At 71.7% G+C, this 24,769-nt stretch carries 23 protein-coding genes and 1 pseudogene; 10 read left to right on the plus strand and 14 right to left on the minus strand.

The annotated features are described in order from the left end of the window. Positions 1-28: 28 nt before the first annotated feature. The 4 genes and pseudogenes from ABZY13_RS25245 to mca all read right to left on the minus strand — a co-directional run. A pseudogene (locus ABZY13_RS25245) lies at positions 29-280 on the minus strand (glycosyltransferase); the annotation flags it as partial. A 12-nt stretch (positions 281-292) separates the two neighbouring features. Beyond that, a complete protein-coding gene (locus ABZY13_RS25250; RefSeq protein ID WP_356634511.1) occupies positions 293-2,326 on the minus strand; it encodes a thioredoxin domain-containing protein in 2,034 nt (677 codons plus the stop codon). A 282-nt stretch (positions 2,327-2,608) separates the two neighbouring features. Further along, entirely contained in the window at positions 2,609-2,875 is a 267-nt protein-coding gene (locus ABZY13_RS25255; protein ID WP_356634513.1) for a hypothetical protein, read from the minus strand. Beyond that, complete coding sequence (mca, locus tag ABZY13_RS25260) at positions 2,868-3,728, minus strand: mycothiol conjugate amidase Mca (protein ID WP_356634557.1); 861 nt, start codon at positions 3,726-3,728, stop codon at positions 2,868-2,870. The genes ABZY13_RS25255 and mca overlap by 8 nt, the downstream gene beginning before the upstream one ends. Positions 3,729-3,907: 179 nt before the next feature. Here mca and ABZY13_RS25265 point away from each other — a divergent pair, with 179 nt between their 5' ends. Beyond that, the gene (locus ABZY13_RS25265) at positions 3,908-4,306 is read left to right on the plus strand and encodes a DUF4307 domain-containing protein (RefSeq protein ID WP_356634515.1); all 399 of its coding nucleotides are present in this window, start codon (positions 3,908-3,910) and stop codon (positions 4,304-4,306) included. A gap of 189 nt (positions 4,307-4,495) precedes the next feature. Continuing rightward, positions 4,496-4,996, plus strand: coding sequence for a transcription elongation factor GreA (gene greA, locus ABZY13_RS25270; protein ID WP_356634517.1), 501 nt, complete (start codon positions 4,496-4,498; stop codon positions 4,994-4,996). Positions 4,997-5,081: 85 nt separating this feature from the next. On the opposite strand, the gene ABZY13_RS25275 is transcribed toward greA, so the two are convergent. The 3 genes from ABZY13_RS25275 to ilvA all read right to left on the minus strand — a co-directional run bounded on the left by ABZY13_RS25275 (position 5,082) and on the right by ilvA (position 8,349). Beyond that, positions 5,082-5,933 (minus strand): ABC transporter permease, encoded by an 852-nt coding sequence (locus ABZY13_RS25275; RefSeq protein WP_356634519.1) that lies wholly within the window; start codon positions 5,931-5,933, stop codon positions 5,082-5,084. Beyond that, positions 5,933-6,949, minus strand: coding sequence for an ATP-binding cassette domain-containing protein (locus ABZY13_RS25280; protein ID WP_356634521.1), 1,017 nt, complete (start codon positions 6,947-6,949; stop codon positions 5,933-5,935). Before ABZY13_RS25280 ends, ABZY13_RS25275 begins: the two co-directional genes overlap by 1 nt. A 170-nt stretch (positions 6,950-7,119) precedes the next feature. After that, the gene (ilvA, locus tag ABZY13_RS25285; protein ID WP_356634523.1) at positions 7,120-8,349 is read right to left on the minus strand and encodes a threonine ammonia-lyase; all 1,230 of its coding nucleotides are present in this window, start codon (positions 8,347-8,349) and stop codon (positions 7,120-7,122) included. Positions 8,350-8,509: 160 nt separating this feature from the next. Here ilvA and ABZY13_RS25290 point away from each other — a divergent pair, with 160 nt between their 5' ends. The 3 genes from ABZY13_RS25290 to ABZY13_RS25300 all read left to right on the plus strand — a co-directional run bounded on the left by ABZY13_RS25290 (position 8,510) and on the right by ABZY13_RS25300 (position 9,922). Then, complete coding sequence (locus ABZY13_RS25290; protein ID WP_356634559.1) at positions 8,510-9,016, plus strand: MarR family transcriptional regulator; 507 nt, start codon at positions 8,510-8,512, stop codon at positions 9,014-9,016. A gap of 136 nt (positions 9,017-9,152) precedes the next feature. Next, positions 9,153-9,674, plus strand: a complete 522-nt coding sequence (locus ABZY13_RS25295; RefSeq protein ID WP_356634525.1) for a sigma factor-like helix-turn-helix DNA-binding protein — start codon at positions 9,153-9,155, stop codon at positions 9,672-9,674. After that, the gene (locus ABZY13_RS25300; RefSeq protein WP_356634527.1) at positions 9,671-9,922 is read left to right on the plus strand and encodes a hypothetical protein; all 252 of its coding nucleotides are present in this window, start codon (positions 9,671-9,673) and stop codon (positions 9,920-9,922) included. Before ABZY13_RS25295 ends, ABZY13_RS25300 begins: the two co-directional genes overlap by 4 nt. 21 nt (positions 9,923-9,943) lie before the next feature. Here the strand turns inward: ABZY13_RS25300 and ABZY13_RS25305 are convergent, their stop codons facing one another. Then, entirely contained in the window at positions 9,944-11,098 is a 1,155-nt protein-coding gene (locus tag ABZY13_RS25305; protein ID WP_356634529.1) for a cystathionine gamma-synthase, read from the minus strand. Between the two features lie 292 nt (positions 11,099-11,390). Between ABZY13_RS25305 and ABZY13_RS25310 the strand changes: the two genes are divergently transcribed. Beyond that, positions 11,391-12,509 carry a hypothetical protein gene (locus tag ABZY13_RS25310; RefSeq protein ID WP_356634531.1) on the plus strand — a complete coding sequence of 373 codons (1,119 nt, stop codon included), beginning with the start codon at positions 11,391-11,393 and terminating at the stop codon, positions 12,507-12,509. Between the two features lie 65 nt (positions 12,510-12,574). Further along, complete coding sequence (msrA, locus tag ABZY13_RS25315; RefSeq protein ID WP_356634533.1) at positions 12,575-13,237, plus strand: peptide-methionine (S)-S-oxide reductase MsrA; 663 nt, start codon at positions 12,575-12,577, stop codon at positions 13,235-13,237. Positions 13,238-13,356: 119 nt separating this feature from the next. On the opposite strand, the gene ABZY13_RS25320 is transcribed toward msrA, so the two are convergent. After that, complete coding sequence (locus tag ABZY13_RS25320) at positions 13,357-14,397, minus strand: NAD(P)-dependent alcohol dehydrogenase (RefSeq protein WP_356634535.1); 1,041 nt, start codon at positions 14,395-14,397, stop codon at positions 13,357-13,359. Positions 14,398-14,569: 172 nt separating this feature from the next. Between ABZY13_RS25320 and ABZY13_RS25325 the strand changes: the two genes are divergently transcribed. Continuing rightward, positions 14,570-15,493, plus strand: a complete 924-nt coding sequence (locus ABZY13_RS25325) for a helix-turn-helix transcriptional regulator (protein WP_356634537.1) — start codon at positions 14,570-14,572, stop codon at positions 15,491-15,493. Positions 15,494-15,562: 69 nt separating this feature from the next. On the opposite strand, the gene ABZY13_RS25330 is transcribed toward ABZY13_RS25325, so the two are convergent. From ABZY13_RS25330 to ABZY13_RS25350, 5 genes are all read right to left on the minus strand, one after another. Further along, positions 15,563-18,871 (minus strand): S8 family serine peptidase, encoded by a 3,309-nt coding sequence (locus ABZY13_RS25330; RefSeq protein WP_356634539.1) that lies wholly within the window; start codon positions 18,869-18,871, stop codon positions 15,563-15,565. Positions 18,872-19,035: 164 nt separating this feature from the next. Further along, entirely contained in the window at positions 19,036-19,719 is a 684-nt protein-coding gene (locus ABZY13_RS25335; protein WP_356634541.1) for an ABC transporter ATP-binding protein, read from the minus strand. A 181-nt stretch (positions 19,720-19,900) separates the two neighbouring features. Next, positions 19,901-21,355, minus strand: a complete 1,455-nt coding sequence (locus ABZY13_RS25340) for an ABC transporter permease (protein ID WP_356634543.1) — start codon at positions 21,353-21,355, stop codon at positions 19,901-19,903. A gap of 165 nt (positions 21,356-21,520) precedes the next feature. Then, a complete protein-coding gene (locus ABZY13_RS25345; RefSeq protein WP_356634545.1) occupies positions 21,521-22,774 on the minus strand; it encodes an Ig-like domain-containing protein in 1,254 nt (417 codons plus the stop codon). Between the two features lie 247 nt (positions 22,775-23,021). Then, positions 23,022-23,411 (minus strand): hypothetical protein, encoded by a 390-nt coding sequence (locus ABZY13_RS25350; RefSeq protein ID WP_356634547.1) that lies wholly within the window; start codon positions 23,409-23,411, stop codon positions 23,022-23,024. Between the two features lie 108 nt (positions 23,412-23,519). Here ABZY13_RS25350 and ABZY13_RS25355 point away from each other — a divergent pair, with 108 nt between their 5' ends. Together ABZY13_RS25355 and ABZY13_RS25360 are read left to right on the plus strand one after the other, a co-directional pair. Then, on the plus strand, positions 23,520-23,825 hold the full coding sequence (locus ABZY13_RS25355) for a hypothetical protein (protein WP_356634549.1): 306 nt from the start codon (positions 23,520-23,522) through the stop codon (positions 23,823-23,825). A gap of 57 nt (positions 23,826-23,882) precedes the next feature. Beyond that, a complete protein-coding gene (locus ABZY13_RS25360; protein WP_356634551.1) occupies positions 23,883-24,692 on the plus strand; it encodes a hypothetical protein in 810 nt (269 codons plus the stop codon). Positions 24,693-24,769 lie beyond the last annotated feature (77 nt).

Raw genomic sequence — 24,769 nt, forward strand, 5'->3', positions numbered from 1 at the left:
CGAGGCGGAGCGGGTCGTCCGTCCCGTTGCTGTCCGGGGTCCCCTCGCGGGTGACCATGCCGGAGTCGCAGGCGACGACGACCTTCTTGCCGGCGCTGGACAGCCGTACCCCGAGGTCGCAGTCCTCGGTCAGGCAGTTCGGGTCCCGGCCGCCTGCCTCGCGCAGGACGTCCGTGCGGACGAAGACGGTGCTGCCGCCCAGAGGGATAAACCCTTTCTGCGCGTGCAGGTGCAGCCGGGAGCGGAACCGGAAGAAGTACTCCATGCAGGCGCGCAGGCTGCGGCACTGATTTCAGCCGTTCAGTGCGTCCCTCAGCCGATCGGCGTCGGTCGTCGGGGCGTCACACGTGAAATGACGACAGACATACGCCGTCGGTTCACCGCCGATGAGCGCACGTCCGGCGAGCAGCGGGAACTCCTCCGTGCCGGGCGTCCCGTACGCCACCACCGCACCCGGCGCCGTCCCCAGCAGCGCCGTGCGGTGCAGTGCCCTCGCCGCCTCGTCGCCCGGCGCCGGGCCCACCACCGCGACCTCGCGCGGGCCGTCCAGCAGCGCCTCGGCGACCGCGAGCCCCCAGCCGATGAACCGGGGCACCCGTGGACCGAGCGTCCTCACCACGCCCAGCGCCCGCTCGGCGGCGGTGCGGTGCGACTCGGCGCCGGTGTGCGCAGCGTAGGTGAGCAGGGCCCCCGCGGCGGCGGTCCAGCCCGAGGGGGCGGCGTTGTCGGTGGGGTCCTGGGGGCGGCGGATCAGTTTCTCGGCGTCGGCGGCCGTGTCGTAGAGGGCGCCCGACTCGGCGTCCGTGAACCGGGTCAGGACGTGGTCGAGCAGCAGCCCCGCGAACTCCAGCCAGACCCCCTCCCCCGTGACCGACGCCAGCGCCAGGAATCCCTCGGCGACGTCGGCGTAGTCCTCCAGCACGCCCGCGCCCGCGCCGGCCCGGCCGTCCCTGCTGGTGCGGGAGAGGCGGACCTGCTCGTCGAGGTGGACGCGGACCAGCAGGTCGGCGGCGGCGAGGGCGGCGTCGACCAGGTCGGGCCGGTCGAAGTAGGCGCCGGCCTCGGCGAGCGCGGCGATCGCGAGGCCGTTCCAGGCGGCCACCACCTTGTCGTCCCGCCCGGGCGCGGGCCGCTCGGCGCGGGCGCGCAGCAGCCGCTCCCTGATCCCCGCGATCCGCTCGGCGTCGAACACGCCTTCGTGCTGCGGGAGTTGCAGCACCGACTGCCCGTGCTCGAACGTGCCCTCCTCGGTCACCCCGAAGTACTGCGCGGCGAGGTCCCCGTCCTCGGCGCCGAGCACGTCCCGCAGCTGCCCGGGCGTCCACACGTAGTAGGCGCCCTCGACGTGCCGGCCGCTGCCGTCGTCGCTGTCGGCGTCCAGGGCGGAGGCGAACCCGCCCTGCTCTGTGCGCAGTTCCCGCACCATGAAGTCGGCGGTCTCCAGCGCGACCCGCCGGGCGAGCTCCGACCCGGTGGCCCGCCACAGGTGCGCGTACACCCGGCACAGCAGCGCGTTGTCGTAGAGCATCTTCTCGAAGTGCGGCACCACCCAGTCCCGGTCCACCGAGTACCGGGCGAAACCGCCGCCGAGCTGGTCGTAGATCCCGCCGCGCGCCATCCGCTCGCAGGTGTCGGCCGCCATCTGCAAGGCGCCCTCGGCGCCGGTGCGGGCGTGGTGCCGCAGCAGGAACTCGATCACCATCGACGGCGGGAACTTCGGCGCCCCGCCGAACCCTCCCCGCTGCGCGTCGTACTCCCGCGTCAGCCCGAGCAGCGCCTGCGCCAGCTCCGGCTCCCCCGGCGCCTGCCCGCTCCCGAACGCGAACTCCCGCCCGGCCAGGTCCCGCACGATCTTGCCGGCGACCTCCGCGACCTCCCCGCGCCGCTCGCTCCACGCCTGGCTGATCCCGCCCAGCACCTGCCGGAAGGACGGCATCCCGTGCCGCGGCTCCGGCGGGAAGTAGGTGCCGAAGTAGAACGGCTCGGCGTCGGGCGTGAGGAACACGGTCATGGGCCAGCCGCCCTGTCCGGTGGCGGCCTGCACGGCCTCCATGTAGACGGCGTCCACGTCGGGCCGCTCTTCCCGGTCGACCTTGATGTTGACGAAGTGGTCGTTGAGGTAGGCGGCGGTGTCCGCGTCCTCGAAGGACTCGTGCGCCATCACATGGCACCAGTGACAGCTGCTGTACCCGACGCTGAGCAGCACCGGTTTGTCCGCCCGCCGCGCCTGCTCGAACGCCTCCTGCGTCCAGGGCCACCAGTCGACGGGGTTGTCGGCGTGCTGGAGAAGGTACGGGGACGTCTCATGGGCCAGTCGGTTCGGCATGCCTTCCATCCTGCCCGACTGGGCGGGGGGCTGCCGATGCGACCGGCCGGGCCGCCTCCGGCCTCGCGGGGCGGGCGGGAGAAAGCCGGACGGGCCGGGGCGGGTCCGGCCGGCCCGGCCGGCACCGGTTCCCCGCGCGGGGACACGCGGAACCCCGGACGGCCGTACTCCGGTCGTCCGGTCCCGGGCGCCCGGGACCGGGCGGGCGCGGGCCGGGCGGCGGTCCCGTACGCGACCGATCGACCGGGCCGGCCCGGCGGCCGAGCCCGCGTGCCGGTCAGCTCACGCCTTGCGGGCCTTCGGCTGCGCCGGGACGGCGCCGGTGCCCTGGGCGGTCCGCCCGTCCTCCGGACCCTCCGGGGCCTCCTGGAAGTCGACCCGGCTCATGTGCCGGTTCATCGACTTCATCAGGCCCCACACCGCCAGGGCCATCACCGCGAAGACGATGAAGCCGAGGACGCCGGGGGTCACCTTGTCCTCGTCGACCTCCTTGGCGAGGGTGACGAAGTGGGTCATTGCCAGGCTCGCGCTTGCGCTCATGTCAGCCATTGTCCCGGATGCCGGCGAAGAGGTCGTCCTCGGGGAGGGAGGTGTCCACGAGGGACTTCGCCAGCTCGTACTCCTCCGTCGGCCAGACCTCCTTCTGGAGCTCCAGCGGCACCCGGAACCAGCCCCCGTCGGGGTCGATCTGCGTGGCGTGCGCGATCAGCGCCTTGTCGCGGATCTCGAAGAAGTCGGCGCAGGGCACGTGCGTGGTGAGCGTGCGGTCCTTGTGCCCGGACTCGTCCCAGCGCTTGAGCCACTCCCCGTAGGGGGACTCCATGCCGCGGTCGACCAGCGCCTGGTGCAGCGCCTCGGTGCGCGGTCGGTTGAACCCCTGGTTGTAGTAGAGCTTCAGCGGCTGGTACGCCGGGCCGTACTCGTCCTCCGGGTACTTCTCGGTGTCCGCCGCGCCCTCGAACGCCACCATCGTGATCTTGTGGGTCATGATGTGGTCGGGGTGCGGGTAACCGCCGTTCTCGTCGTACGTGGTGATCACCTGGGGGCGGAACGAGCGGATCTGCCTCACCAGCTCGCCCGCCGCGTGGTCGACGTCCTCCAGCGCGAAGCACCCCTCGGGCAGCGGCGGCAGCGGGTCGCCCTCCGGGAGGCCGGAGTCGACGAAGCCGAGCCACTCCTGCCGGACGCCCAGGATCTCCCGGGCCTCGTCCATCTCCTTCTTGCGCACCTCGTGGATGTGCTCCTCGATGTACTTGTCGCCCTGGAGCTTCGGGTTGAGGATGGAGCCGCGCTCCCCGCCGGTGCAGGTCACCACCAGCACGTCCACCCCCTCGGACACGTACTTCGCCATGGTGGCCGCGCCCTTGCTCGACTCGTCGTCGGGGTGGGCGTGCACGGCCATCAGTCGCAGCTGGTCAGTCAAGACTCAATCCTCAAGTCGGTAGGCGCCCTGTGTGCGGCGGCGCAGTCGCAGGCTTCTATAGTGACCGAATCGGGGGCGGAATAATTCCGGGGCGGCCCCCGGACTCCTGTCCGCAACCCGGCCCCGCGCCGGGTCCCGCGCCGGCCGAGAGGACGATCATGAGCACGGTGAGCACGCGACCGCCCGCGGGCCGTTACGGCCGCGCCTCGGACGACCGCGCCGACCGCACCCTGAAGGTCCTGGGCGCCGTCCTGGGCGCCGTGTTCCTCGCCGTGATCGGGTACTTCGCCTATCACTACGTCGGCCAGAACCGGATCAGCGCCGAGGTGATCAGCTTCCGGCTCTCGGAGGACTCGATCGAGGTCGAGCTGGCCGTCGAGAAGGACGCCGGCGCCTCCGGCTACTGCACCGTGCGCTCGCAGGCGGAGAACGGCGCCGAGGTGGGCCGCGCCGACTTCCGCTTCGACGGGGACGCCACCCGCCTCACCGAGACCGTCACGCTCCGCACGACGGCCCCCGGGACGACGGCCGAGCTGCTCGGCTGCCACGCCGACTGAGGACCCCGGCCGGCACCGCCGTCATCCGGAATACGTGGGCGCTGACCTGCGCCGACGTGACGTTGATGACTTATGTCCTCCCCCTTTCGCCCGTGAATTGTTAGGCTCGTGGTTTCGCCCACTCCTGAAGGAACATCCTTCTTGGGTAGGGCGATGCTTTGTATTCCCAGTACCGACGAGGAGCACCCTGTGACCCAGACCAGCGAGAACGTCACCTGGCTGACCCAGGAGGCGTACAACAAGCTCAAGGACGAGCTTGAGTACCTTACTGGTCCTGCGCGCACGGAGATCGCCGCCAAGATCGCGGCCGCGCGCGAGGAGGGCGACCTGCGTGAGAACGGCGGGTACCACGCGGCCAAGGAGGAGCAGGGCAAGCAGGAGCTCCGTGTGCGCCAGCTGACCCAGCTCCTGGAGAACGCCAAGGTCGGCGAGGCCCCGACCTCGACGGACGGCGCCGTGGCCCCCGGCATGGTCGTGACGATCGCCTTCGACGGTGACGAGGACGACACCCTGACGTTCCTGCTCGCCTCGCGCGAGTACGCGAGCGCCGACATCGAGACGTACTCCCCCCAGTCCCCGCTGGGTTCCGGCGTCATCGGCCACAAGGTCGGCGAGGACGCGGAGTACGAGCTGCCGAACGGCAAGAAGGCCTCGGTGAAGATCCTGAAGGCCGAGCCGTACAGCGGCTGACCATCCCCGACAGGCCGGGCCCCGGCGTCCAGTCGTTCAGTGACTGGACGCCGGGGCCTCGTCGTGCGGCCGTGGCGGGCCGGGGCTACGCCGCCGCCGAGCGGTACTTGCGCACCGCCAGTGTGCGGAAGACGACGATGATCACGGCCGAGTAGATCAGCGACGCCCAGACCGGGTGGGCCATGGGCCAGGCGTCCGAGGTCGACACCCCCGGGTTGCCGAACAGCTCGCGGCAGGCCTGCACCGTGGCGCTGAACGGGTTCCACTCGGCGATGTGCCGCAGCCAGGGCGTCATCTTGTCGGAGTCGACGAAGGCGTTCGAGACGAAGGTGACCGGGAAGAGCCAGACCAGGCCCCCGGAGGTGGCCGCCTCGGGCGTGCGCACGGACAGGCCGATCAGGGCGCCGATCCAGGTGAACGCGTACCCCATGAGCAGGAGCAGCAGGAACGCGGCGAGCACCTCACCGGCGCTGGTGTGGGTGCGCCAGCCGACCAGGAGGGCGACGATCGCGAGGACCATCAGGGTGAGCGCCGTCTGCACCAGGTCGGCCAGGGTGCGCCCGGTCAGCACCGCGCCGCGGGCCATGGGCAGCGAGCGGAAGCGGTCGATGAGCCCCTTGTGCATGTCCTCGGCGATGCCCGCGCCCGCGCCGGCCGTGGCGAAGGTGACGGTCTGGGCGAAGATGCCGGCCATCAGGAACTCGCGGTAGACGCCGGGGTCGGTGGTGCCGCCGATGTTCATGGAGCCGCCGAACACGTAGCTGAACAGCACCACGAACATGACCGGCTGGAAGAGGCCGAAAATGATCATCTCGGGGATACGGGACATCCGGATCAGATTGCGCTTGGCGACGACCAGGGAGTCCCGGACCGACTGGCCCAGAGGATGGCGTTGCGCTGTCTCCGGCGCGGCGTCGGCGACGGTCGTGGTGCTCACTACACGGTCTCCTTCCCGCGCTTGCGGTTTCCGGCGCCGCCCGGGGCGGCCCCGTCGGCGTCGTCCTCGGCCCCGACCTCGGCGACATGGCCGGTCAGGGAGAGGAAGACGTCGTCCAGGGTCGGCCGGCGCAGGCCGATGTCGTCTATCTCGATGCCGCGGGCGTCGAGCTCGCGGATGACCTCGGCGAGCAGCTTGGCGCCGCCGGTGACGGGCACGGTGAGCTTGCGGGTGTGCTCCTCGACGGTGGTGCCGCCCTTGCCGAAGCCGCTCAGCACCTCGGCGGCGGTGGCCATGTGGCCGCGCTCGTGCACTACGACCTCGACGCGCTCGCCGCCGGTGCGGGCCTTGAGCTCGTCGGAGGTGCCGCGGGCGATCACCCGGCCGTGGTCGACGACCGCGATGTCGTGGGCGAGGTGGTCGGCCTCCTCCAGGTACTGCGTGGTCAGCAGGAGGGTGGTGCCGCCGGAGACCAGCTGTTTGATGACGTCCCACAGCTGCTGGCGGTTGCGGGGGTCGAGGCCGGTGGTCGGCTCGTCCATGAACATCACGGGCGGCGAGACGACCAGGGCCGCCGCCAGGTCGAGCCGGCGGCGCATGCCCCCGGAGTAGGTCTTGGCGGGCCGGTCGGCGGCGTCGGTGAGGTGGAACTGGTCGAGCAGCTCGGCGGCGCGGGCCTTCGCGGCCTTCGCCTTCATCTGGTACAGCTGTCCGACCATCTGGAGGTTCTCCCGGCCGGTCAGGTACTCGTCGACCGCGGCGAACTGGCCGGACAGTCCTATGGAGCGCCGGACGCGGTCGGGATGGCGCAGCACGTCGACGCCGGCGACGACCGCGCGGCCGCTGTCGGGCCGCAGGAGCGTCGTCAGGCAGCGGACCGTCGTCGTCTTGCCGGCGCCGTTGGGTCCCAGCAGGCCGAGGACCGTGCCTTCGGGGACGTCGAGGTCGACGCCGTCCAGTGCTCTTACGTCACCGAAGGTCTTGACCAGGCCTTCGGCATGAATGGCCCCTGGCATATGAGTCTCCACGTCGTCGGGGATTCTTCGGAAAGCGTAGATTCGACGGATTCGCTCCGCCCGATGGGTGACACGGGGAGCACCATAACGCGATGTATCGCGTCTCTCAACGGGATTCCCGAAGAAGGCCGGGCGCGCCGCGCGAGAGCCTCCGGCCGGCGCCGCCGCCGTCAGGCGATGACGGTGTACCCCGCCTCGCGCAACGCGTCGCCGACCTCGCCGCAGTGCACGGGCCCCTTCGTCTCCAGGTGCAGCTCCACCTCCGCCTCCGCGAGACCGAGTCGCGGGTCGGTCCGCACATGGCTCACGTCGAGGACGTTGGCGTCGACCGCCGACAGCACCCCCAGAAGTGTGGCGAGGGCGCCCGGACGGTCGGTCAGCCGCAGCCGTACCGCCAGATAACGGCCCTGCGCCGCCATGCCGTGCCGCAGCACCCGCTGCATCAGCAGCGGATCGACGTTGCCGCCGGACAGCACCGCCACGACCGGCCCCTCGAAGGCGCCCGGATCGCTCAGCAGCGCCGCGACCGGGCTCGCCCCGGCCGGCTCCACGACCAGCTTCGCCCGCTCCAGGCACAGCAGCAGCGCCGTGGACAGCTCGTCCTCGCTGACCGTGCGCACCTCGTCCACCAGGCCGCCGACGATCGCGAACGGCACGTCGCCGGGCCGCCCCACCCGGATCCCGTCGGCCATCGTCGCCGGGTTCTCGATCGACACCGGGCGTCCGGCGGCCAGCGAGGGCGGATACGCCGCCGAACCCGCCGCCTGCACGCCGACGATCCGCACGTCCGGCCGCACCGCCTTCACCCCGACCGCGATGCCGGCCGCGAGCCCTCCGCCGCCGACGCCGACGACGATCGTCCGCACCTCCGGGCACTGCTCCAGGATCTCCAGCCCGACCGTGCCCTGCCCCGCGATGATGTCCGGGTGGTCGAAGGGATGGATGAACACCGCGCCCGTCTCGCGGGCGTACTCCTCGGCGGCGGCCAGCGTCTCGTCCACCACCTGCCCGTGCATCCGCACCTCGGCGCCGTAGTCGCGCGTCGCGCTGATCTTCGGCAGCGGGGCGCCCTTCGGCATGAACACCGTCGACCGCACGCCGAGCAGCGACGACGCCAGGGCCACGCCCTGCGCGTGGTTGCCGGCGCTCGCCGCGACCACCCCGGCCGCCCGCTGCTCCGGCAGCAGCCCGGCGATCCGCACATAGGCCCCGCGCAGCTTGAACGACCCCGTCCGCTGGAGGTTCTCGCACTTGAGGTGCACCGGGGCGCCCACCACCCGGGTCAGATACCTGCTGCCCTCCATCGCGGTGACACGGGAGACGCCGGCGAGCATCTTCTGCGCGCCGCGCACGTCGTCCAGGGTGACCGGGGACAGAGGGGCGGCCTCGCGGTGGTTCATGACCCAAGTCTCGCAGCACGCACGCCCCGACGGCCTTCGCGACCAACCCGCGGGACGGGTTTGCGCAGCGCCGGTACGGCCCGGCGTCCGGCCGCGTACCCTGTCCCCCAACCAGCACCCAGCATGAAGTGAGCCTCCGGCCATGCCCACAACACCTGACATGTCGATGGACACGCCGACCGTCGGTGACACCGGTCTTCTCGACGCGCTGCAGCACGAGGTGGCGGTCTTCGCCCGCCGCGCCGAACAGACCCGGCTCGGCGGGGTCGGTCAGGTGCGCAACTCCATGGACCGTGCCGCGTACCTGCTGCTCAACCGGCTCGACAACGAAGGGCCGATGGGCGTCAAGGCGCTCGCCGCGAGCATGGGCATCGACTCCTCCACGGTCACCCGCCAGGTGGCGCCGCTCGTCGACACGGGACTCGTCAAGCGGACCTCGCACCCGGAGGACGGGCGCGCGGTGGTGCTCCAGCTGTCCCCGCGCGGGGCGTCGCGGCTGGAGGAAGTGCGCTCGTCCCGCCGCCGGCTGATGGCGGAGCTGACGCAGGACTGGGCGCCCGAGGAGCGGGAGGCGTTCTGCACACTGCTCACCCGCTTCAATCACGCCCTCTCCGCGCGCATGGCCGCCCACGGCGTCCCCGGCCCCGAGGCACAGTCACCGTCCTGACCTGCCACGCCGCGCCGGCGGTCGGTCGAGGGGCGCGGTGGGCCGTGCGCGGCTCTTGACCGAAAGGCGACCCCTGGCCTCAGATGAGACCCGGCCCCGTGGTCGTACGCGGGTTCGGCCTTCAGGGGGAGGCAGGGTGGCGGTTCGACACGCGTCGCGGGAAGCCCGCCGGGCGCGGGAGTTCCGGGCGTTCGTCGCGGGCGCGGGCGGCCGGCTGCTGCACACGGCGACGCTGCTCACGGCCGAGGCGCCGGAGGACAACCCCCGTGCGCGGCGGCTGCTGACGACCGCCCTCGCCCAGACGTACGCCTGCTGGGACCGGCTGCGGGGCGAGGACCCGTACGTCCGCACCCGCGAGCACCTGGCCACCCGGTTCGCCCATCAGGCGTGGCACCGGTACGGCCCTCTGGGCCGGGCCCGTCCGCATCCCGGCAGCACGCTGGCGCGTCTGACGCCGCGGGAGCGTCTGGTTCTGGTGCTCCGGCTGTTCGAGGGCGTCGCGCAGGAGCAGACGGCGGCACTGCTGGGTCTGCCCCCGGAGCACGTCGACACGCTGTGCGACCGGGCCATGGCGACGCTGCTGCACCCACCGCGCGGCCCGGCGGCCACCAAGGGCGAGGGGAGAGCGGTGGGCGTCGTGAGCCGGGGCGCGCGATGAACCGGGCGGACCGGGAGGCGGCCGTGCACCGCATCATGGCGCAGACCCCGCCGCCGGTGCCGCCGGACCTGCACGCCGAGGCCGTGCGCCACGGCGAGCGGCTGCTGCGGCGCCGGAGGCTGGCCCGCCGGACGGGATGGCTGCTGCTGTTGGCCGCGGCCGTGGCGTTCACGGTGTGGGCGCTCGCCGTGGAGCCCTGGGCGGAGCCGCCGTCACGGACGACTCCGCCACCGCTCACGGACCGCTGAGCCGGGTCCCTCCAGGGCTTCTCAGCCGAGCGCCTGCTGGAGGTCCGCCAGCAGGTCGTCCACGTTCTCGATGCCCACGGACAGGCGTACGAGGTCGCCGGGGACCTCCAGGGCCGAACCGGCCGCGGAGGCGTGCGTCATCCGGCCGGGGTGCTCGATCAGCGACTCGACGCCGCCGAGGGACTCGCCGAGGGTGAACACCTTCGCGCGGTTGCAGACCTCGACGGCCGCCTCCTCGCCGCCCTCGACGCGGAAGGAGACCATCCCGCCGAAGGCCCGCATCTGCTTGGCGGCGACCTCGTGACCGGGGTGGTCGGGAAGGCCGGGGTAGAGAACCCGCGTCACGCGCGCGTGCCGGGTGAGCATCTCGGCGATCCGGCCGGCGTTCTCGCTGTGCCGGTCCATGCGCACGGCGAGCGTCTTGGCGCCGCGCAGCACCAGCCAGGAGTCGAAGGGACCGGCGACCGCGCCCATGGCGTTCTGGTGGTAGGCCAGCTCCTCGCCGAGTGCCTCGTCGGCGACGACCAGCGCACCGCCGACGACGTCGGAGTGCCCGCCCATGTACTTGGTGAGCGAGTGGACCACGACGTCCGCGCCGAGCGACAGGGGCTGCTGGAGGTACGGCGTGGCGAAGGTGTTGTCGACGACGAGCCGGGCGCCCGCGTCCCGGGCGACCTGGGCGACGGCGGCGATGTCGGTGATGCCGAGCAGCGGGTTGGAGGGGGTCTCCACCCACACGGCCTTGGTCTTCGGGGTGACGGCCGCCCGTACGGCGGCGGGGTCCGAGGTGTCGGCGACCGACCACTCCACGCCCCAGCGGGCGACGACCTTCGCGAACAGGCGGAAGGTGCCGCCGTAGGCGTCGTTGGGGATGACGACGTGGTCGCCGGGGCTGAGCAGCGCGCGCAACAGGCAGTCCTCGGCCGCCAGTCCGGACGCGAACGCGAGGCCGCGGCGGCCGCCCTCGAGGGCGGCGAGGTTCTGCTCCAGGGCGGTCCTGGTCGGGTTGGCGCTACGGCTGTACTCGTAGCCGCCGCGCAGGCCGCCCACCCCGTCCTGCTTGTAGGTGGACACCTGGTAGATCGGCGGTACGACCGCGCCGGTCAGGGGGTCGGCCGTGTTGCCCGCGTGGATGGCGAGCGTTTCGAAGTGCTCACTGATGTGCCTGTCGCTCATGGGAACCGAGCGTAGTGCGCCCACGACGGGAGTGACGGACGGGACGACAGCGGGCCGCCGCCTTCGGCGCGTCCGGGGCTCCTCCGGCCCGGTCGGGTCGGGTCGGTCCTCTCGGGCCTCCCGCTCCTCTCGGTCCTCTCGGTCCGCTCAGTCCGCTCGGTCCGTTCAGTCCGCTCGGTCCGTTCAGTCCGCTCGGTCTTCCCAGTCCGCTCGGTCGTCTCGGTCCTGGGAGTTGTCCACAGGTCGCGGGACGGGTTGGCCAATTGTCGGCGGCGTCTGGAACGCTGGAGGCATGGAGATTCTCTGGGTCGTGTTCGCCCTGCTCATGATCGGCTTCGTGCTGGGTCCCGTCGTCATGCGCAGGCGCGGCGCGGTCGGGCTGGTCCACCCCGGCCACCCGGACGCCGCCGACCCGGCGAACTACGGCTTCGTGCTCCAGGAGGAGCTGGACGTCCGGATGCCCGGCCCCGACCGGGACCTGGAGGACGTGCTGGACCTGGTGCAGCGCACCCAGGACCATCGGGCCGCCGCCCAGCTGCTGGCCGGCACGGACGCGGCGGGCGAGGTGCGCTGGCAGCGGGTGCAGGCCTTCGCGGGCGCGGCCTCGCTGGAGCTGCTCCAGCGGCCGGGCGGCGCCGACGGGGCGCCGGGCGGGCAGTGGCTGCGGGTGTGGCGCGCCGAGGCGGCCAAGGACGCGGGCGGCGCGGCGGTGCACGCGGAGTTCCTGGTGCAGCAGGCGTGGCGGACGGCGACGCCGGGGACGGACGAGTTCCGGATCATCATGGAGGAGGCGAAGGCGGCGTGCGGCGAGGCGGCGCTGCTGGCGCCCGGCGACCCGGTGCCGTACATCGTCGAGCTGTCGGTGGCGCGCGGGCTCGCGTATCCGCGCGCGGAGTTCGAGCAGCTGTGGCTGAAGATCCTCGACCGGGCGCCGCACCACATGGGCGCGCATCTGGCCGCGCTGCACTACTGGTGCGAGAAGTGGCACGGATCGCGGGAGCTGGCGACCCAGTTCGCGGAGGCCGCGGCGGCCCGCGCGCCGCAGGGTTCGCTGCTGGCGGCGATGCCGCTGTTCGCGGTCTTCGAGCACCTGCCCGAGGTGAACCTGGTCCGCGGCTTCTACCAGAGCGAGGTCGTGACGAAGGCGATCCACGGCGCGCTGCACGCGGTGCACTCGGCCCGGCCCGACGACCCGATGCTGGCGCACGTCCGCCATCTGCTGGTGTTCTTCCTGGTCCGGGCCGAGCGCTGGGCGGAGGCCATGCACCAGCTGATACACATCGACGGCCATGTCGGCGCCCTGCCGTGGACGCTGTCCCCGGACCCGGCGGCGGAGTTCGCGGTCTACCGGGCGCTGGCGGTCGCGGGGTACGAGGCCAACGGCGGCAGCCCGGCGAGCCTGCCGCACTGACGCCGGAATGCGCCGCGGCCGGGGGGCGTTCTCCCTGTGCCGCCCGAGACGAAGGAGCCCGCACCATGCTGTTCGGCCGTACGCCCACCCTTGTCACCCCGGAGCAGGCGCTGCCGGGCCGCCCCGAGCCGGCCTTCACCGTCCCCGACCGCCACACGGTCCTCGGCAACCCGCTGCTCGGCCCCTACCCGGAGGGCCTGGAGACGGCCGACTTCGGCCTGGGCTGTTTCTGGGGCGCCGAGCGCAAGTTCTGGCAGCTCCCGGCCGGGGTGTGGACGACGCTCGTCGGCTACCAGGGCGGCCACACCGAGCACCCCACGTACGAGGAGGTCTGCTCGGGCCTGACCGGCCACACGGAGGTCGTCCGCGTGGTGTACGACCCCGAGGTGATCTCGTACGACCGCCTCCTGAAGACGTTCTGGGAGTCCCACGACCCCACCCAGGGCTTCCGCCAGGGCAACGACGTGGGCACCCAGTACCGCTCGGCGGTCTACACCCACACCCCCGCCCAGGCCGCGGCTGCGGAGGCGTCCCGCGCGTCCTACCAGCAGGTCCTGACGTCCTCGGGCTACGGCACGATCACCACGGAGATCCTCCCGGCGGCGGACCGGCCCTTCTACCCGGCCGAGGGGTACCACCAGCAGTACCTGGACAAGAACCCGGCGGGATACTGCGGGATCGGCGGCACGGGCGTGTCCTGCCCGATCGGGGTCGCGCCGGCCCAGTGAGCCGCGCGCCGCGTGCCCGTGTGCCGCGTCCGGTGAGCCGCATCCGGTGAGCAACGCCCGGTACGCCGCGGGCCCGCCGGAGGAAGGGGTTCCGGCGGGCCCGCGTGCGGGGCGGTGCGTCAGATCGTGGCGGTGTCGATGACGAAGCGGTAGCGGACGTCGCTCGCCAGGACCCGCTCGTACGCCTCGTTGATCCGGTCGGCGCCGATGACCTCGATCTCCGCGCCGAAGCCGCGCTCCGCGCAGAAGTCGAGCATCTCCTGGGTCTCGGCGATGCCGCCGATGCTGGAGCCGGCCAGGGTCTTGCGGCCGCCGATGACCGAGAAGAGGTTGAGGGAGATCGGCTCCTCGGGGGCGCCGACGTTGACCAGGGCGCCGTCCGTCTTCAGCAGGGACAGGTACGCGCCGAAGTCCAGCGGGGCGGAGACCGTCGAGACGATCAGGTCGAAGGTGCCCGCCAGCTGCTCGAAGGTGGCCGGGTCGCTGGTGGCGTAGTAGTGGTCGGCGCCCAGCTTGAGGCCGTCCTCCTTCTTGCGCAGGGACTGCGAGAGCACCGTCACCTCGGCGCCCAGCGCGTGCGCGATCTTGACGCCCATGTGGCCGAGGCCGCCCATGCCGACGATGGCGACCTTCTTGCCGGGGCCGGCGTTCCAGTGCTTCAGCGGCGAGTACAGGGTGATGCCGGCGCACAGCAGCGGCGCGGCCTCGTCGAGGGCGATGCCCTCGGGGATGCGGACGACGTAGTTCTCGTCGACGACGATCTTCTGCGAGTAGCCGCCGTGGGTGGGCTCGCCGTCGCGGCCGATGCCGTTGTAGGTCATGACGGCGCCGTTCAGGCAGTACTGCTCCAGGCCGGCCGTGCAGTTCTCGCACTCGCGGCAGGAGTCGACCATGCAGCCGACGCCGACGCGGTCGCCGACGGAGAACCGGGTGACGCCGGGGCCGACCTCGGAGACGACACCGGCGATCTCGTGGCCGGGGACCATCGGGAAGATGGCCTCGCCCCAGCCCTCGCGGGCCTGGTGGATGTCGGAGTGGCAGATTCCGGCGTACTTGATGTCGATCAGTACGTCGTGCTCGCCGACCGCCCGTCGCTCGATGAGGGTGCGCTCCAGCGGAGCCTTCGCGGCGGGGGCGGCGTATGCGGCGACTGTGGTCATGCCGGGACTTCTCCTAGGGGTGTGGACGGCGCCCGGCTGTTTTCGGCCGGGCACGGCGTCCAGCCTGCCCGAGAATCGCGGCTTCACCCAGACCACGGGTCTGCGTACGTCCCCGGTGCCTACCACTGGCGGGGTCAGTCTCGTGTGCGTACGACCGTGAATACTGGAAGGCATGGACGAACAGCACGATGACGCCGGCGGCGCCGGGACCGGCGCGGGTCTGGACCGGCGCGCCGAGCTGAGCGAGTTCCTGCGCACCCGGCGGGCGCGGCTGCGACCGCAGGACGTGGGGCTGCCGGAGTTCGGGCGGCGCCGCAGGGTGCCGGGGCTGCGCCGGGAGGAGCTGGCGCAGCTGGCCGGGGTGTCGGTGGCGTACTACACGCGCCTGGAGCAGGGCAATGGCCGGAACGTGTCGGCGGAGGTGCTGGACGCGATCGCGCGGGCGCTGCGGCTGACCGACGCGGAGCACGCGCATCTGACGCATCTGGCGAAGCCGAAGCAGCACAAGAAGAAGCCGGGCGGGCGCGCGCAGCAGGTGCGGCCGGCGCTGCGGCAGCTGCTGGACTCGCTGGACGGGGTTCCCGCGTACATCGTGGGCCGGCGCTCGGACATCCTGGCGTGGAACCGGATGGCGGCGGCGCTGTTCGGGGACTGGGCCGGGATGCCGGAGCGGGAGCGGAACTGGGCGCGGCTGGTGTTCCTGCGGCCGGAGTACCGGGATCTGTACGTCGAGTGGGAGCAGAAGGCGATCGACATCGTGTGCCTGCTGCGGATGGACGCCGGCTGCTATCCGGACGATCCCCGGCTGTCGGCGCTGGTGGGCGAGCTGTCGGTGAAGAGCGAGGAGTTCCGGCGGCTGTGGGCGACCCATGACGTCAAGGAGAAGAGTCACGGGACGAAGCATCTGCGGCATCCGCTGGTGGGCGAGCTGGCGCTGCGCTACGAGTCGTTCCGGCTGGCGGACGACGCCGAGCAGTCGCTGGTGATCTACCACGCCGAGCCGGACTCCGCGGGCGCGGAGGCGCTGCGGCTGCTGGCGAGCTGGGGCGCGGACGCCACCCGGGCGGGGGACGCGAGCACGCTGCCGCCGGCATGAAGAACAGGAAGGGGTGGTGCGCCGGCTGCGGCGCACCACCCCCGTCCTGCCGGGTGTCTTACTTGACGCTCACTTGCCGTAGTACGCGTTGTAGATCGTCAGGGCGGACAGGTTGCCCTTCTTGTCGACGATCTTGGCGCGGTAGGAGATCGCCTTGCCCTTGGCGGGGTTCTTGACGGTCACCTTGCCGTTCTTGACGGTCAGCTTCTTCCAGGTCTTGCCGTCGTACGACGCCCAGACGGACAGCGACTTGAGGTTGCCGCCGGCCGCCGCGCCCTGGACGGCGAGCGGGACCGTGGCCGTGCGGCCTGCGGTGACGCGGCTGTCCAGGGTGGTGTTGGCCTTGAAGCGGACCGACGAGACGGGCAGCTGGGCGAAGTCGCCGGAGGGCTTCTTCGACCGGAACGTCCACTGCGCGTCGATCCGGCTGGACGCCTGCGCGACCCGGGAGGACCGCTTGACCGAGGTGGTCAGCTTGTACTGGGCGTCGGCGGAGGGGACCTTGAAGCTCTGCTCGCCGAGCAGCGGGTCGTCGTGGGCGCCGACCTTGACGCCGTTGCGGTACAGGGTGGTGTTCACCGAGGTGAACAGGGACACGCCGAAGTGCCCCGAGCTGTCCGCGAACAACGGGATGATGCCGGAGATCTCGTTGCCCTCGCGGAAGACGCCGTAGTCGGCGTTGAGGTGCGGACCGAAGACCGCCTTGTTCCAGTGGTTCGTGTACGACCTGCCGCCCTGGTAGGTGCGGAAGTGGTTGAACGTGTAGTACGCCTCCGGGATGGGCCGCCCGTCGGCGTCCCTGCCGCCGTACTGCTCGAAGTCGAACACCCACTGCGCCCGGTCGCCGGTGGAGACGTACACGGTGCGCGCGCCGGGCAGCTTCTGCTCGCTCGTGTTGCCGATGAAGACGTCCCCGGGGAACAGGGCCCAGGGGGTGAAGCCACCGGTCTTGCCGGGCGCGGGGGCGCCGAGGTTGTTCTTGACGGTGGCCAGCTCGCTCTTCTTGAAGTGGCGGACCTTGTCGCCCTTGAGCTTCGTCACCTTGGTGCTGGTGGCCACGCTGTACTCGGCCTTGGAGCCCTTGGTCCACTGGCCGCCCCAGGTCTGGGTCAGGCCGGTGACCTCGGGGCCGACGTGGGCGACGCGCAGGTCGGCGAAGGTGCCGAGGCCGAGACCGATGCCCATGCCGGCCGGGTCGTACAGGTAACTGATCGACGCGGAGTACGGCTTGGCGGCCGTGTCGGGCACGGTGATGTCCGCCGCCTTGGTCGTGCGGGCGTCGAGGGTGACCGTGGTGTCCTTCGTGACGTTCAGCTTGGGCGCGACCAGCCAGTCGACGCCGCCCTCGAACTCCTCGAAGTCCTTCACGATCCAGGTGTCCAGCAGGTACGTGCCCTTCGGCAGGCGCAGGGTGGGCGCGCCGGACGCGGTGGCGGGCACGGAGTAGGAGCGGCCCTCGGCGAGGCCGGAGTGGCCGATCAGGTCGGTGAGGTAGTCGGCGCTCGGCTGCCCGTCACGGCCGATGTGCTTGACGGTGACGTCGTACGACTCCACCTCGCGCTGCACCGCGGCGGCCGTGCGGACGGTCTGGCCGCCGCCCTTCGCGGTCACGTACGCGGAGTAGGCGCCGTCGGCCGTGCCGCCCAGCCGGGTGTCGGCGGTGACGTCGACGGAGGCGCTGCCGCCCGCCGGGACCGTCACCTCGGTCGCGCCGAGGGTGAAGAAGCCGGCCGGGGCGGGCCGGCCGTCGGGGCCGGTGGCGGTGGCGGACAGGGTCAGCTCGACGTCCTGCGTGCCCAGGTTGCGGTACGTCAGTTGCTTGGTGACCGGGGTGTCGTCGCTGTGCGGCCACTCCTGCACGCCGAAGCTGACGGACACCGGGTCGGCGATGACGGTCTGGCCGATGGCCTTGCCGACCTGGACGCGGCCCGCGCCCTGCTCGAACGGCGTGTGGGCGCCGCCCTTGGCGGAGCCGGCCAGCGCGCCCTTGATCTCGGCGTAGGTCCACTCCGGGTGCTGCTGCTTGAGCAGGGCCGCGGCGCCCGCGACGTGCGGGGTGGCCATGGAGGTGCCGGAGATGGTGACGTAGCCGGCCGGCTTCTCGCCCTCCTCCTGGGCGATGACGCTGCCCTTGGCGGAGGCGGCGGTGATGTCGACGCCGGGTGCGGTGACGTCCGGCTTGATCGCGCCGTCGCCGAGGCGGGGGCCGGTGCTGGAGAAGCCCGCCAGCGCGTCCTTGCCGTCGACGGCGCCGACGGTGAGGGCGGAGTTCGCGGAGCCGGGCGAACCGACCGTCTCGGGGCCGGAGTTGCCGGCCGCGACGGCGAAGAGGATGCCCTTGTCGGCGGAGAGCCGGTCGACGGCCGCCTCCAGCGGGTCGGTGTCCGGGGTGTCCTGGCCGCCGAGGCTGAGGTTGACGACGTCGGCGCCCTGTTCGGCGGCCCACTCGATGCCGGCGAGGATGCCGGAGTCGTCGCCGTAGCCGTTGTCGTCGAGGACCTTGCCGTTGAGGATGTCGGCGCCGGGCGCCACGCCCTTGTACGTGCCGCCGGACTTCGCGCCGGTGCCGGCCGCGATCGACGCGACGTGCGTGCCGTGCCCGAACCTGTCGTGGGCGTCGGCGGCGGTGCTGAAGTTCTTCGACGCGGTCACCTGGCCCTTGAGGTCCGGGTGGGTGGCGTCGACGCCGGTGTCGAGGACGGCGATCTTGACGCCCGTGCCGTCGTAGCCGGCCTCCCACGCCTTGGGGGCGCCGATCTGTCCGACGGAGGTGTCGAGGGTGGCCCGGCGGACGCCGTCGAGCCAGACGTGCGCGATGCCGGAGGCCGTGCGGTCGCCGTCGGTGAGGGCGTCCCACAGTTCGTCGGCGTCCTGCTGCCGGGTCTGCACGGCGTCCGCGTTGAGGGTCTCCAGGCTCTGCCGGAGGGCGCCCGCGTCACGGACCTCGGCCTTCGCGGCCCGGGCGGCGCCCTGGTAGCCGACGATGACCTTCAGGCCGTCGCGCTGCGAGGCGCGGCTCGCCGCCTTGTTCAGCTCGGTGACGTCGAAGAGCCGGCGGTCCAGTGTGCCGGCGGCGATCAGCCGGGCCGCGTCGGCGGGTATGACCAGGGTGTGCCCCTGATACGTGCGGATCTGCACGGGTATGTGCGCGCGCCCCTCGCCCCGCTGGAGGCCGACGACCCGTCCGTCGGCGTCCACGGTGACGCGGTCGCCGGTGATCAGGGTGATGCGGTGGTGCGCCGCGGGGCTCGCGGCGCCGGCGCGCGGTTCGCGCTGCTCGGGTTCCGCCGACGCCGGGCTGGTCAGGCCCGCGGCGAGGGCGACGGCGGCGGCCGTGGCAACGGTGGCCGCGCCGGCCCTTTTCAGTTGTCTGCGCAAAACTCCCCCTGGAATCGAGGTACCGGGCGAATTCCCCGTTCGCCCGGCCGGGGGGCCTCGCGCACGCGCGTGCGTGCACCCCCCGGAAGCTCGAAGTATGCCGGGGGGTGATCAACCTCCTCAAGGTCACGATCGGCCATAAATGACCATTTCGGACCGGTCTGTTACGTGGCGGCGTTCTCCCTGACCGTGATAGAGCCCTTCCTGATCGTCGCCACCCTCGGGGCCTTGCGGGCGATGACGGAGTCGTGGGTGACCATGACGAACGTCAGCCCCAGCTCCGTCCACATCCGCTCCAGGACGTCCATGATCTCGTCGCGCATGGACTCGTCGAGGTTTCCGGTGGGTTCGTCGGCGAGGAGCACCTTGGGCCGCTTCACCAGCGCGCGGGCGATGGCGACGCGCTGCTGCTGGCCGCCGGACATCTCGCCCGGCAGATGCCCGAGCCGCTCCCCGAGACCGACCGACTCCAGCGCCTCGGCGGCTCGTTCGCGCCGCTCCCGCGTCTTCACGCCGAGCGGTACGAGGGCCGTCTCGACGTTCTCCTGCGCGGTCAGCGTCGGGATCAGGTTGAAGGACTGGAAGACGAAGCCGATGGTCTCGCTGCGCACGCGGGTCAGCCGCGCCTCGGACAGCCCCGCGAGGTCGACGCCGTCGAGCACGACCTCACCGGAGGTGGGCCGGTCGAGCCCGCCGAGCATCTGCAGCAGCGTGGACTTGCCGCCGCCGGTGGGTCCCTGGATGACCAGCCGGTCGCCGTCGGCGATGGTCAGGTCGACGCCGGCGAGCGCGTCGACGCTCTCCTTGCCGCGGGTGTAGCGCTTGGTGACGCTTCTGAGTTCGTACATGGGGTCAGCTCCTGGGGTGAATCGGCAGGTTGGCGGGTGTGTCGGGGTGCTGGGCCGGGAGGGGCCGGGTGGGACCGGACGGCACCGGGACGCCGACGCGGGCAGCAGCTGCGGCAAGCGGCAGGCACCCGGGCACCGGGCACCAGGCACCAGGCACCAGGCACCAGGCACCAGGCAGCGCCTACTCCACCCGCCGCAGGGCGTCCGCCGGGCGCAGTCGGGAGGCCCGCCAGCCGCCGAACGCGCCGGCGACCAGGCCGCCGGCCACGGCGAGGCCGACCGCGAGGGCGACGGTGGTGAGGCCGACCGGGGCGGTCAGGGCGACGTCGAGGGTGCGCGAGGCCGCCTCGCGGGCGGGGCCGCCGATGCCCGGTCCACCGCCGCCGGGACCCGCGCCGGACGCCGCCCCGAGTTCGGCCTGCAGCGTGGGGCTCGCCGCGGTGACGGCGTACGCGCCCGCCAGGCCCAGCGCGATGCCGAGGACGCCGCCGACCAGCCCGTTGACCACGGCCTCGCCGACGACCTGCCGGGTCACCCGGCCCGAGCGCCAGCCCAGCGCCTTCAGCGTGCCGAACTCGCGCACGCGCCGGGACACGGCGGAGGACGTGAGCAGTCCCGCGACCAGGAAGGCCGCGACGAGGACGACGAGGGACAGCCACCTGCCGACGCCGGCCGCGAGGTCGGACGCGGTGGACAGGGAGCCGGAGACGGTGTCGGCGAGGTCGGCGGAGGTCGTCACGGTGGTACCGGAGACGTTCTTCCGGATGGCCGACTTGACCGCGTCGATCCGCTGGGAGTCGGTGGCCTTGACGTAGATCGTGGTAACCTCGTCCGCCGCGTCGGCGAGGGTCTGCGCCTGCTTCAGCGGGATGTAGAGATTGGCCGCCGCGTCGCCGCTGTCGGCGGTGGCGATGCCGACGACCTCGTACTTCGTGCCCTTGACGGTGACCGTGGACCCGGTTTCGAGGTTCTTCTCCTTGGCGTAGGCCGAGTCGGCGACGACGACCTTCGCGTCGGCGTCGGCGGTGGTGAACGCCCGCCCGCTGGTGATCTTCGAGGAGGTCAGCGGGCCCAGTTCCGGCCGGGTGACGTCCGTGCCGAACAGGGAGTAGCTGTCGACGTCGAAGTCGGCGCCGCCGCCCTCGACCCGCCCCTGCGGCTGCACCTGGTCGGTGGGCCCGCCGCCCTCACCGCCGTCCTGGCCGGGCGCCTGCCGCAACTGGCCGCGGGTGAACTGCCCGCTGACCTTGACGACCTGGAGGCTCAGCCCGCCGACCGCGGCCGAGACGCCCTCCTGGCGGGCGACCTTGCCGACGGTCGAGGCGCTCAGGGTCTGGAAGCCCTGCACCATCACGCGGTCGCTGCTCTGCTCCTCCTCCAAGTCGCCGTCCTGCGCGTCGAACCGGAACCTCTGCCGCTCGGCCCCGGCGTCGTCCTGCGCGGCGGCCTTGGTGACGGTCATGTCGGTGCCGAGGCCGTACAGCGACTGGAGGACCTTGTCCTGCGCCCTGCCCATGCCGGAGGACACGGAGGTGACCACGATGACCAGGGCGATGCCCAGCGCGAGACCGGAGGCGACGACGAGCGCCGCCCTTCTGCGGCGGCGCAGTTCGCGCCTCAGATAAGTGAAGAACATGCGCCGCAAGCTAGGTACGGCGCGTGATGAAGCGGTAAGCCCGCCATAAGAGGGGGATGAGAAGCCCGGCGTCCGTCCCGGGAGCGCCGGGACCCCCTACGCGAACACCGGTGCCGCCTGCGAGAGGCGGCACCGGTGCGACGAAGAGGGAGAGGTGAGGAGCCGTCAGACGGCGGAGCCCGCCTTCCACTGCTCCCAGCTCATGTTCCAGCCGTTGAGGCCGTTGTCCGGCGCGACGGTCTTGTCGCCGGTGTTCTGCACGATCAGGACGTCACCGATGATCGAGTTGTCGTAGAACCAGGCGCCCTCGGTCTTCGGGTCGTTGGCGCCCTTGGTGTCGTTCAGACCGATGCAGCCGTGGCTGGTGTTGACGTTGCCGAAGATGGAGTCGGCGCCCCAGTAGTTGCCGTGCACGAAGGTGCCGGAGGTGGTCAGGCGCATGGCGTGCGGCACGTCCTTGATGTCGTACTCGCCCTGGCCGTCGTCGTCGGTGAAGCCGACGGTCGCGCCGTTCATCCGGGTCTCCTTGAACTTCTCGGAGATCACCATCTGGCCTTCGTACGTCTTGTTCTCGGGCGAGCCGGCCGAGATCGGGATGGTCTTGACGACCTTGCCGTCCTGCGTGACCTTCATCTGCTTGGTCTTCGCGTCGACGTAGGTGACCTGGTTGCGGCCGATGGTGAAGGAGACCGACTTCTGCTGGACGCCGTAGACGCCCTCGGCGCCCTCGACGCCGTCGAGCGCCAGCTTCAGCGTGACGGTGGCGCCCTCCTGCCAGTACTCCTCGGGGCGGCAGTCCATGCGGTTGGCGTTGAACCAGTGGCAGGCGACTTCCTGGCCGCTGGTGGTGGTGACCGTGATGCCCTTCTGGACGGCCGCCTTGTTGGTGATCGCCTTGTCGAAGTTGATCGACACGGGCATGCCGACGCCGACGGTGGTGCCGTCGTCCGGGGTGAAGGTGCCGATGAAGCTGTTGTCCGGGGAGACCGTGGTGAAGGAGGCGTTCTCGTGCGCCTTGCGGCCCTCGGAGTCCTCGGCCGTCACCGCGAGCTTGTAGGTGGTGGAGCGCTCCAGCTGGGCGCTCGGCTTCCAGCTCGTCCCGTCCGCGGATATCTCGCCCTCGACGGCCGTGCCGTCGGTGGTGGTCATCTTGACGCTGGTGAGCGTGCCCTTGCTCACCATGACGCTCGCGGAGTTGTTGATCGAGGCGTTGGAGGAGCCGTCCTTCGGCGTGATCTTGATCTGGGCCTCGGAGGTCTTCTTCGCCGCGGCCTCGTCGACCTGGGCCTGCGAACTCTCGTTGCCGGCGTCGTCGGCGGCCGAGGCGTCCTCGCCGCTCGAGCATCCCGTGAGCACCAGTACACCGCCGAGCAGTGCGGACGCGACCGTCAGGCCCCTGCGCCGCTTACTGTCCGTCATCACACGCTTCTCCATCGTTGCCGATTCCCCAATACCCCGAGAGTCCCCGTCGAGGACTCAAGGAGGTCCCCTCAACGAGCTTCAACGCTACGACCGGTTCGTCCCGTTCCCCATTCCCTGTTCCTGTGGGGCACACCACGTCCGCCGGAAGAGCGGGCGCGGTGCGGGTGGTCGGTCCGTGCGCCGTGTGAGACGAGGAAACCCCGGGTGGCGGTTGCCGCCCGGGGCCGGGAATTCCCCAGGACGGTCAGCCGGTGCGCGTCGTGCCGCCCGCGTCGCTCCCGCCGTCCTCGTCGTCCACGCCGTAGTCGTCGTACCCGTCCTCCCCATCATCCCCGTCGACGTCCCACTCGGGCGAATCCGGGTCGTAGTCCACCGGCTCGCTGCTCCACGATGCCTGCTGGAGTTCGATCCCGGGCACCTCGCTGACCAGGTCGAACGGGTCCACGAGATAGGCCAGGGCCTCCGCGGTGTCTTCCGTCACAGCGTTCTCGGCGTGGACCCGCTCGGCGGCCGGCATGTCGGTGTCGGCCGCGATCCGCCGCAGCGCCGCCTTGGTCAGGGCGTCGCCGTCCTCCACTTCGAGGACGAGTTCCACGCGAACGCGAACAAAACGTGATGTCTCTGGAGTGCTCATGCCCGGAGCGTACGGCCCTTCCCTCCGGTGACTTTCCCGCGACCCGCGCCTTTCACTAGCATCGTCCGCACGGCCAATTCGCCAGCATCACAAGGGGATCGATATTCCGTGTCATCCGCTCGCCGTCCGCTGCTGACCGCCACCGTCGCGGGCACCCTGCTGGGCGCCCTGTGGTTCGTCCCGTCCGCCAAGGCGACGGTGGAGGACCCGGCGAGAGAGCGGCTGCCCGCGACGGTCTCGACGACGCAGGCGAGGGCCGTCACGGCCGCGGCCGCCGACACCGCGACCGGCCCGCGGCTCGCGGACACCGGCAGTTTCGACAGCACTCCGTACGTCGTCGGCGGCACCTTCTGCCTGGCAATGGGCGCCGGATTCGTGGTGTATTCGGTGCGCCGCGAACGTCTTGGGTTCTGATGACCGGTTGACTGCCCCGGCTTGACTGGCCGTTGACCCGAACCGCATAGTCCGCCCATGAAGAGATCATCGAGGGCGCGGCTGTGCGCCACGGCCGCCGTGGGCGCTCTGTCGCTCGTCCTCATCACGGGTTGCTCGGAGAGCGGGTCCAAGGACGACTCCAAGTCCTCCGAGTCCTCCGGTACGGGAGAGTCGGCCGCCGCGAAGGCGTACACCGCGGCCGAGTTGAAGAAGCTGATCGTCGCCCAGGGCGATGTGGACGGATACAAGTTCGGCGCGGTCGACGAGTCGGAGTTCCCGTCGGACAAGAGCGCCATCACGGGCGAGGACAAGTGCAAGCCACTGGTCTACGTGATGAGCGGCGTCGCCCCGGGCGACGCCGCGGCGGAGACCAACACCATGGCCACCGCGGAGAAGTCGCCCACCGACACCGCCTCCAAGTCCCTGGAGGACCTGACGTCGGGCGAGGCGGAAGACGCGCTCGCCGAGTCGATGAACGTGGACGTCACCATCGTGACGCTGTCCTCGTACGACGGCGGCGGCGCCGAGGAGACGATGAAGTCCGTCTCCGACGCGATCGCGGCCTGCGCGGGCGGCTTCACGGCCGGATCGGGCGGCGAGGAGCAGAAGTTCACCAAGGTCGGCGAGGAGCAGGCCTCGGGGACCGGCGACGAGTCGGTGGCGTTCTCGGTGACCGGTGAGATGGAGGACACCGGCGGCCAGACGGCCACGCTGCAGGGCGAGGTCGTGCGGCACGGCAGCACGATCGCCTCGTACTACACCCTGAACATCGGCGCGATGCTGACCGGTGCGGAGTACGACATCCCGGCGGCGCTGATCGACGCCCAGGCGGGCAAGCTGAAGTGACGCTTCGTCGGGGCCCCGCCGGTTGTCCGACCCTCACCCCGAGGGCCACGGCCGGGCCGCGGGCGAGCAGGATCACG

It is taken from the genome of Streptomyces sp. NPDC006610 (assembly GCF_040611575.1).
Classification (GTDB): domain Bacteria; phylum Actinomycetota; class Actinomycetes; order Streptomycetales; family Streptomycetaceae; genus Streptomyces.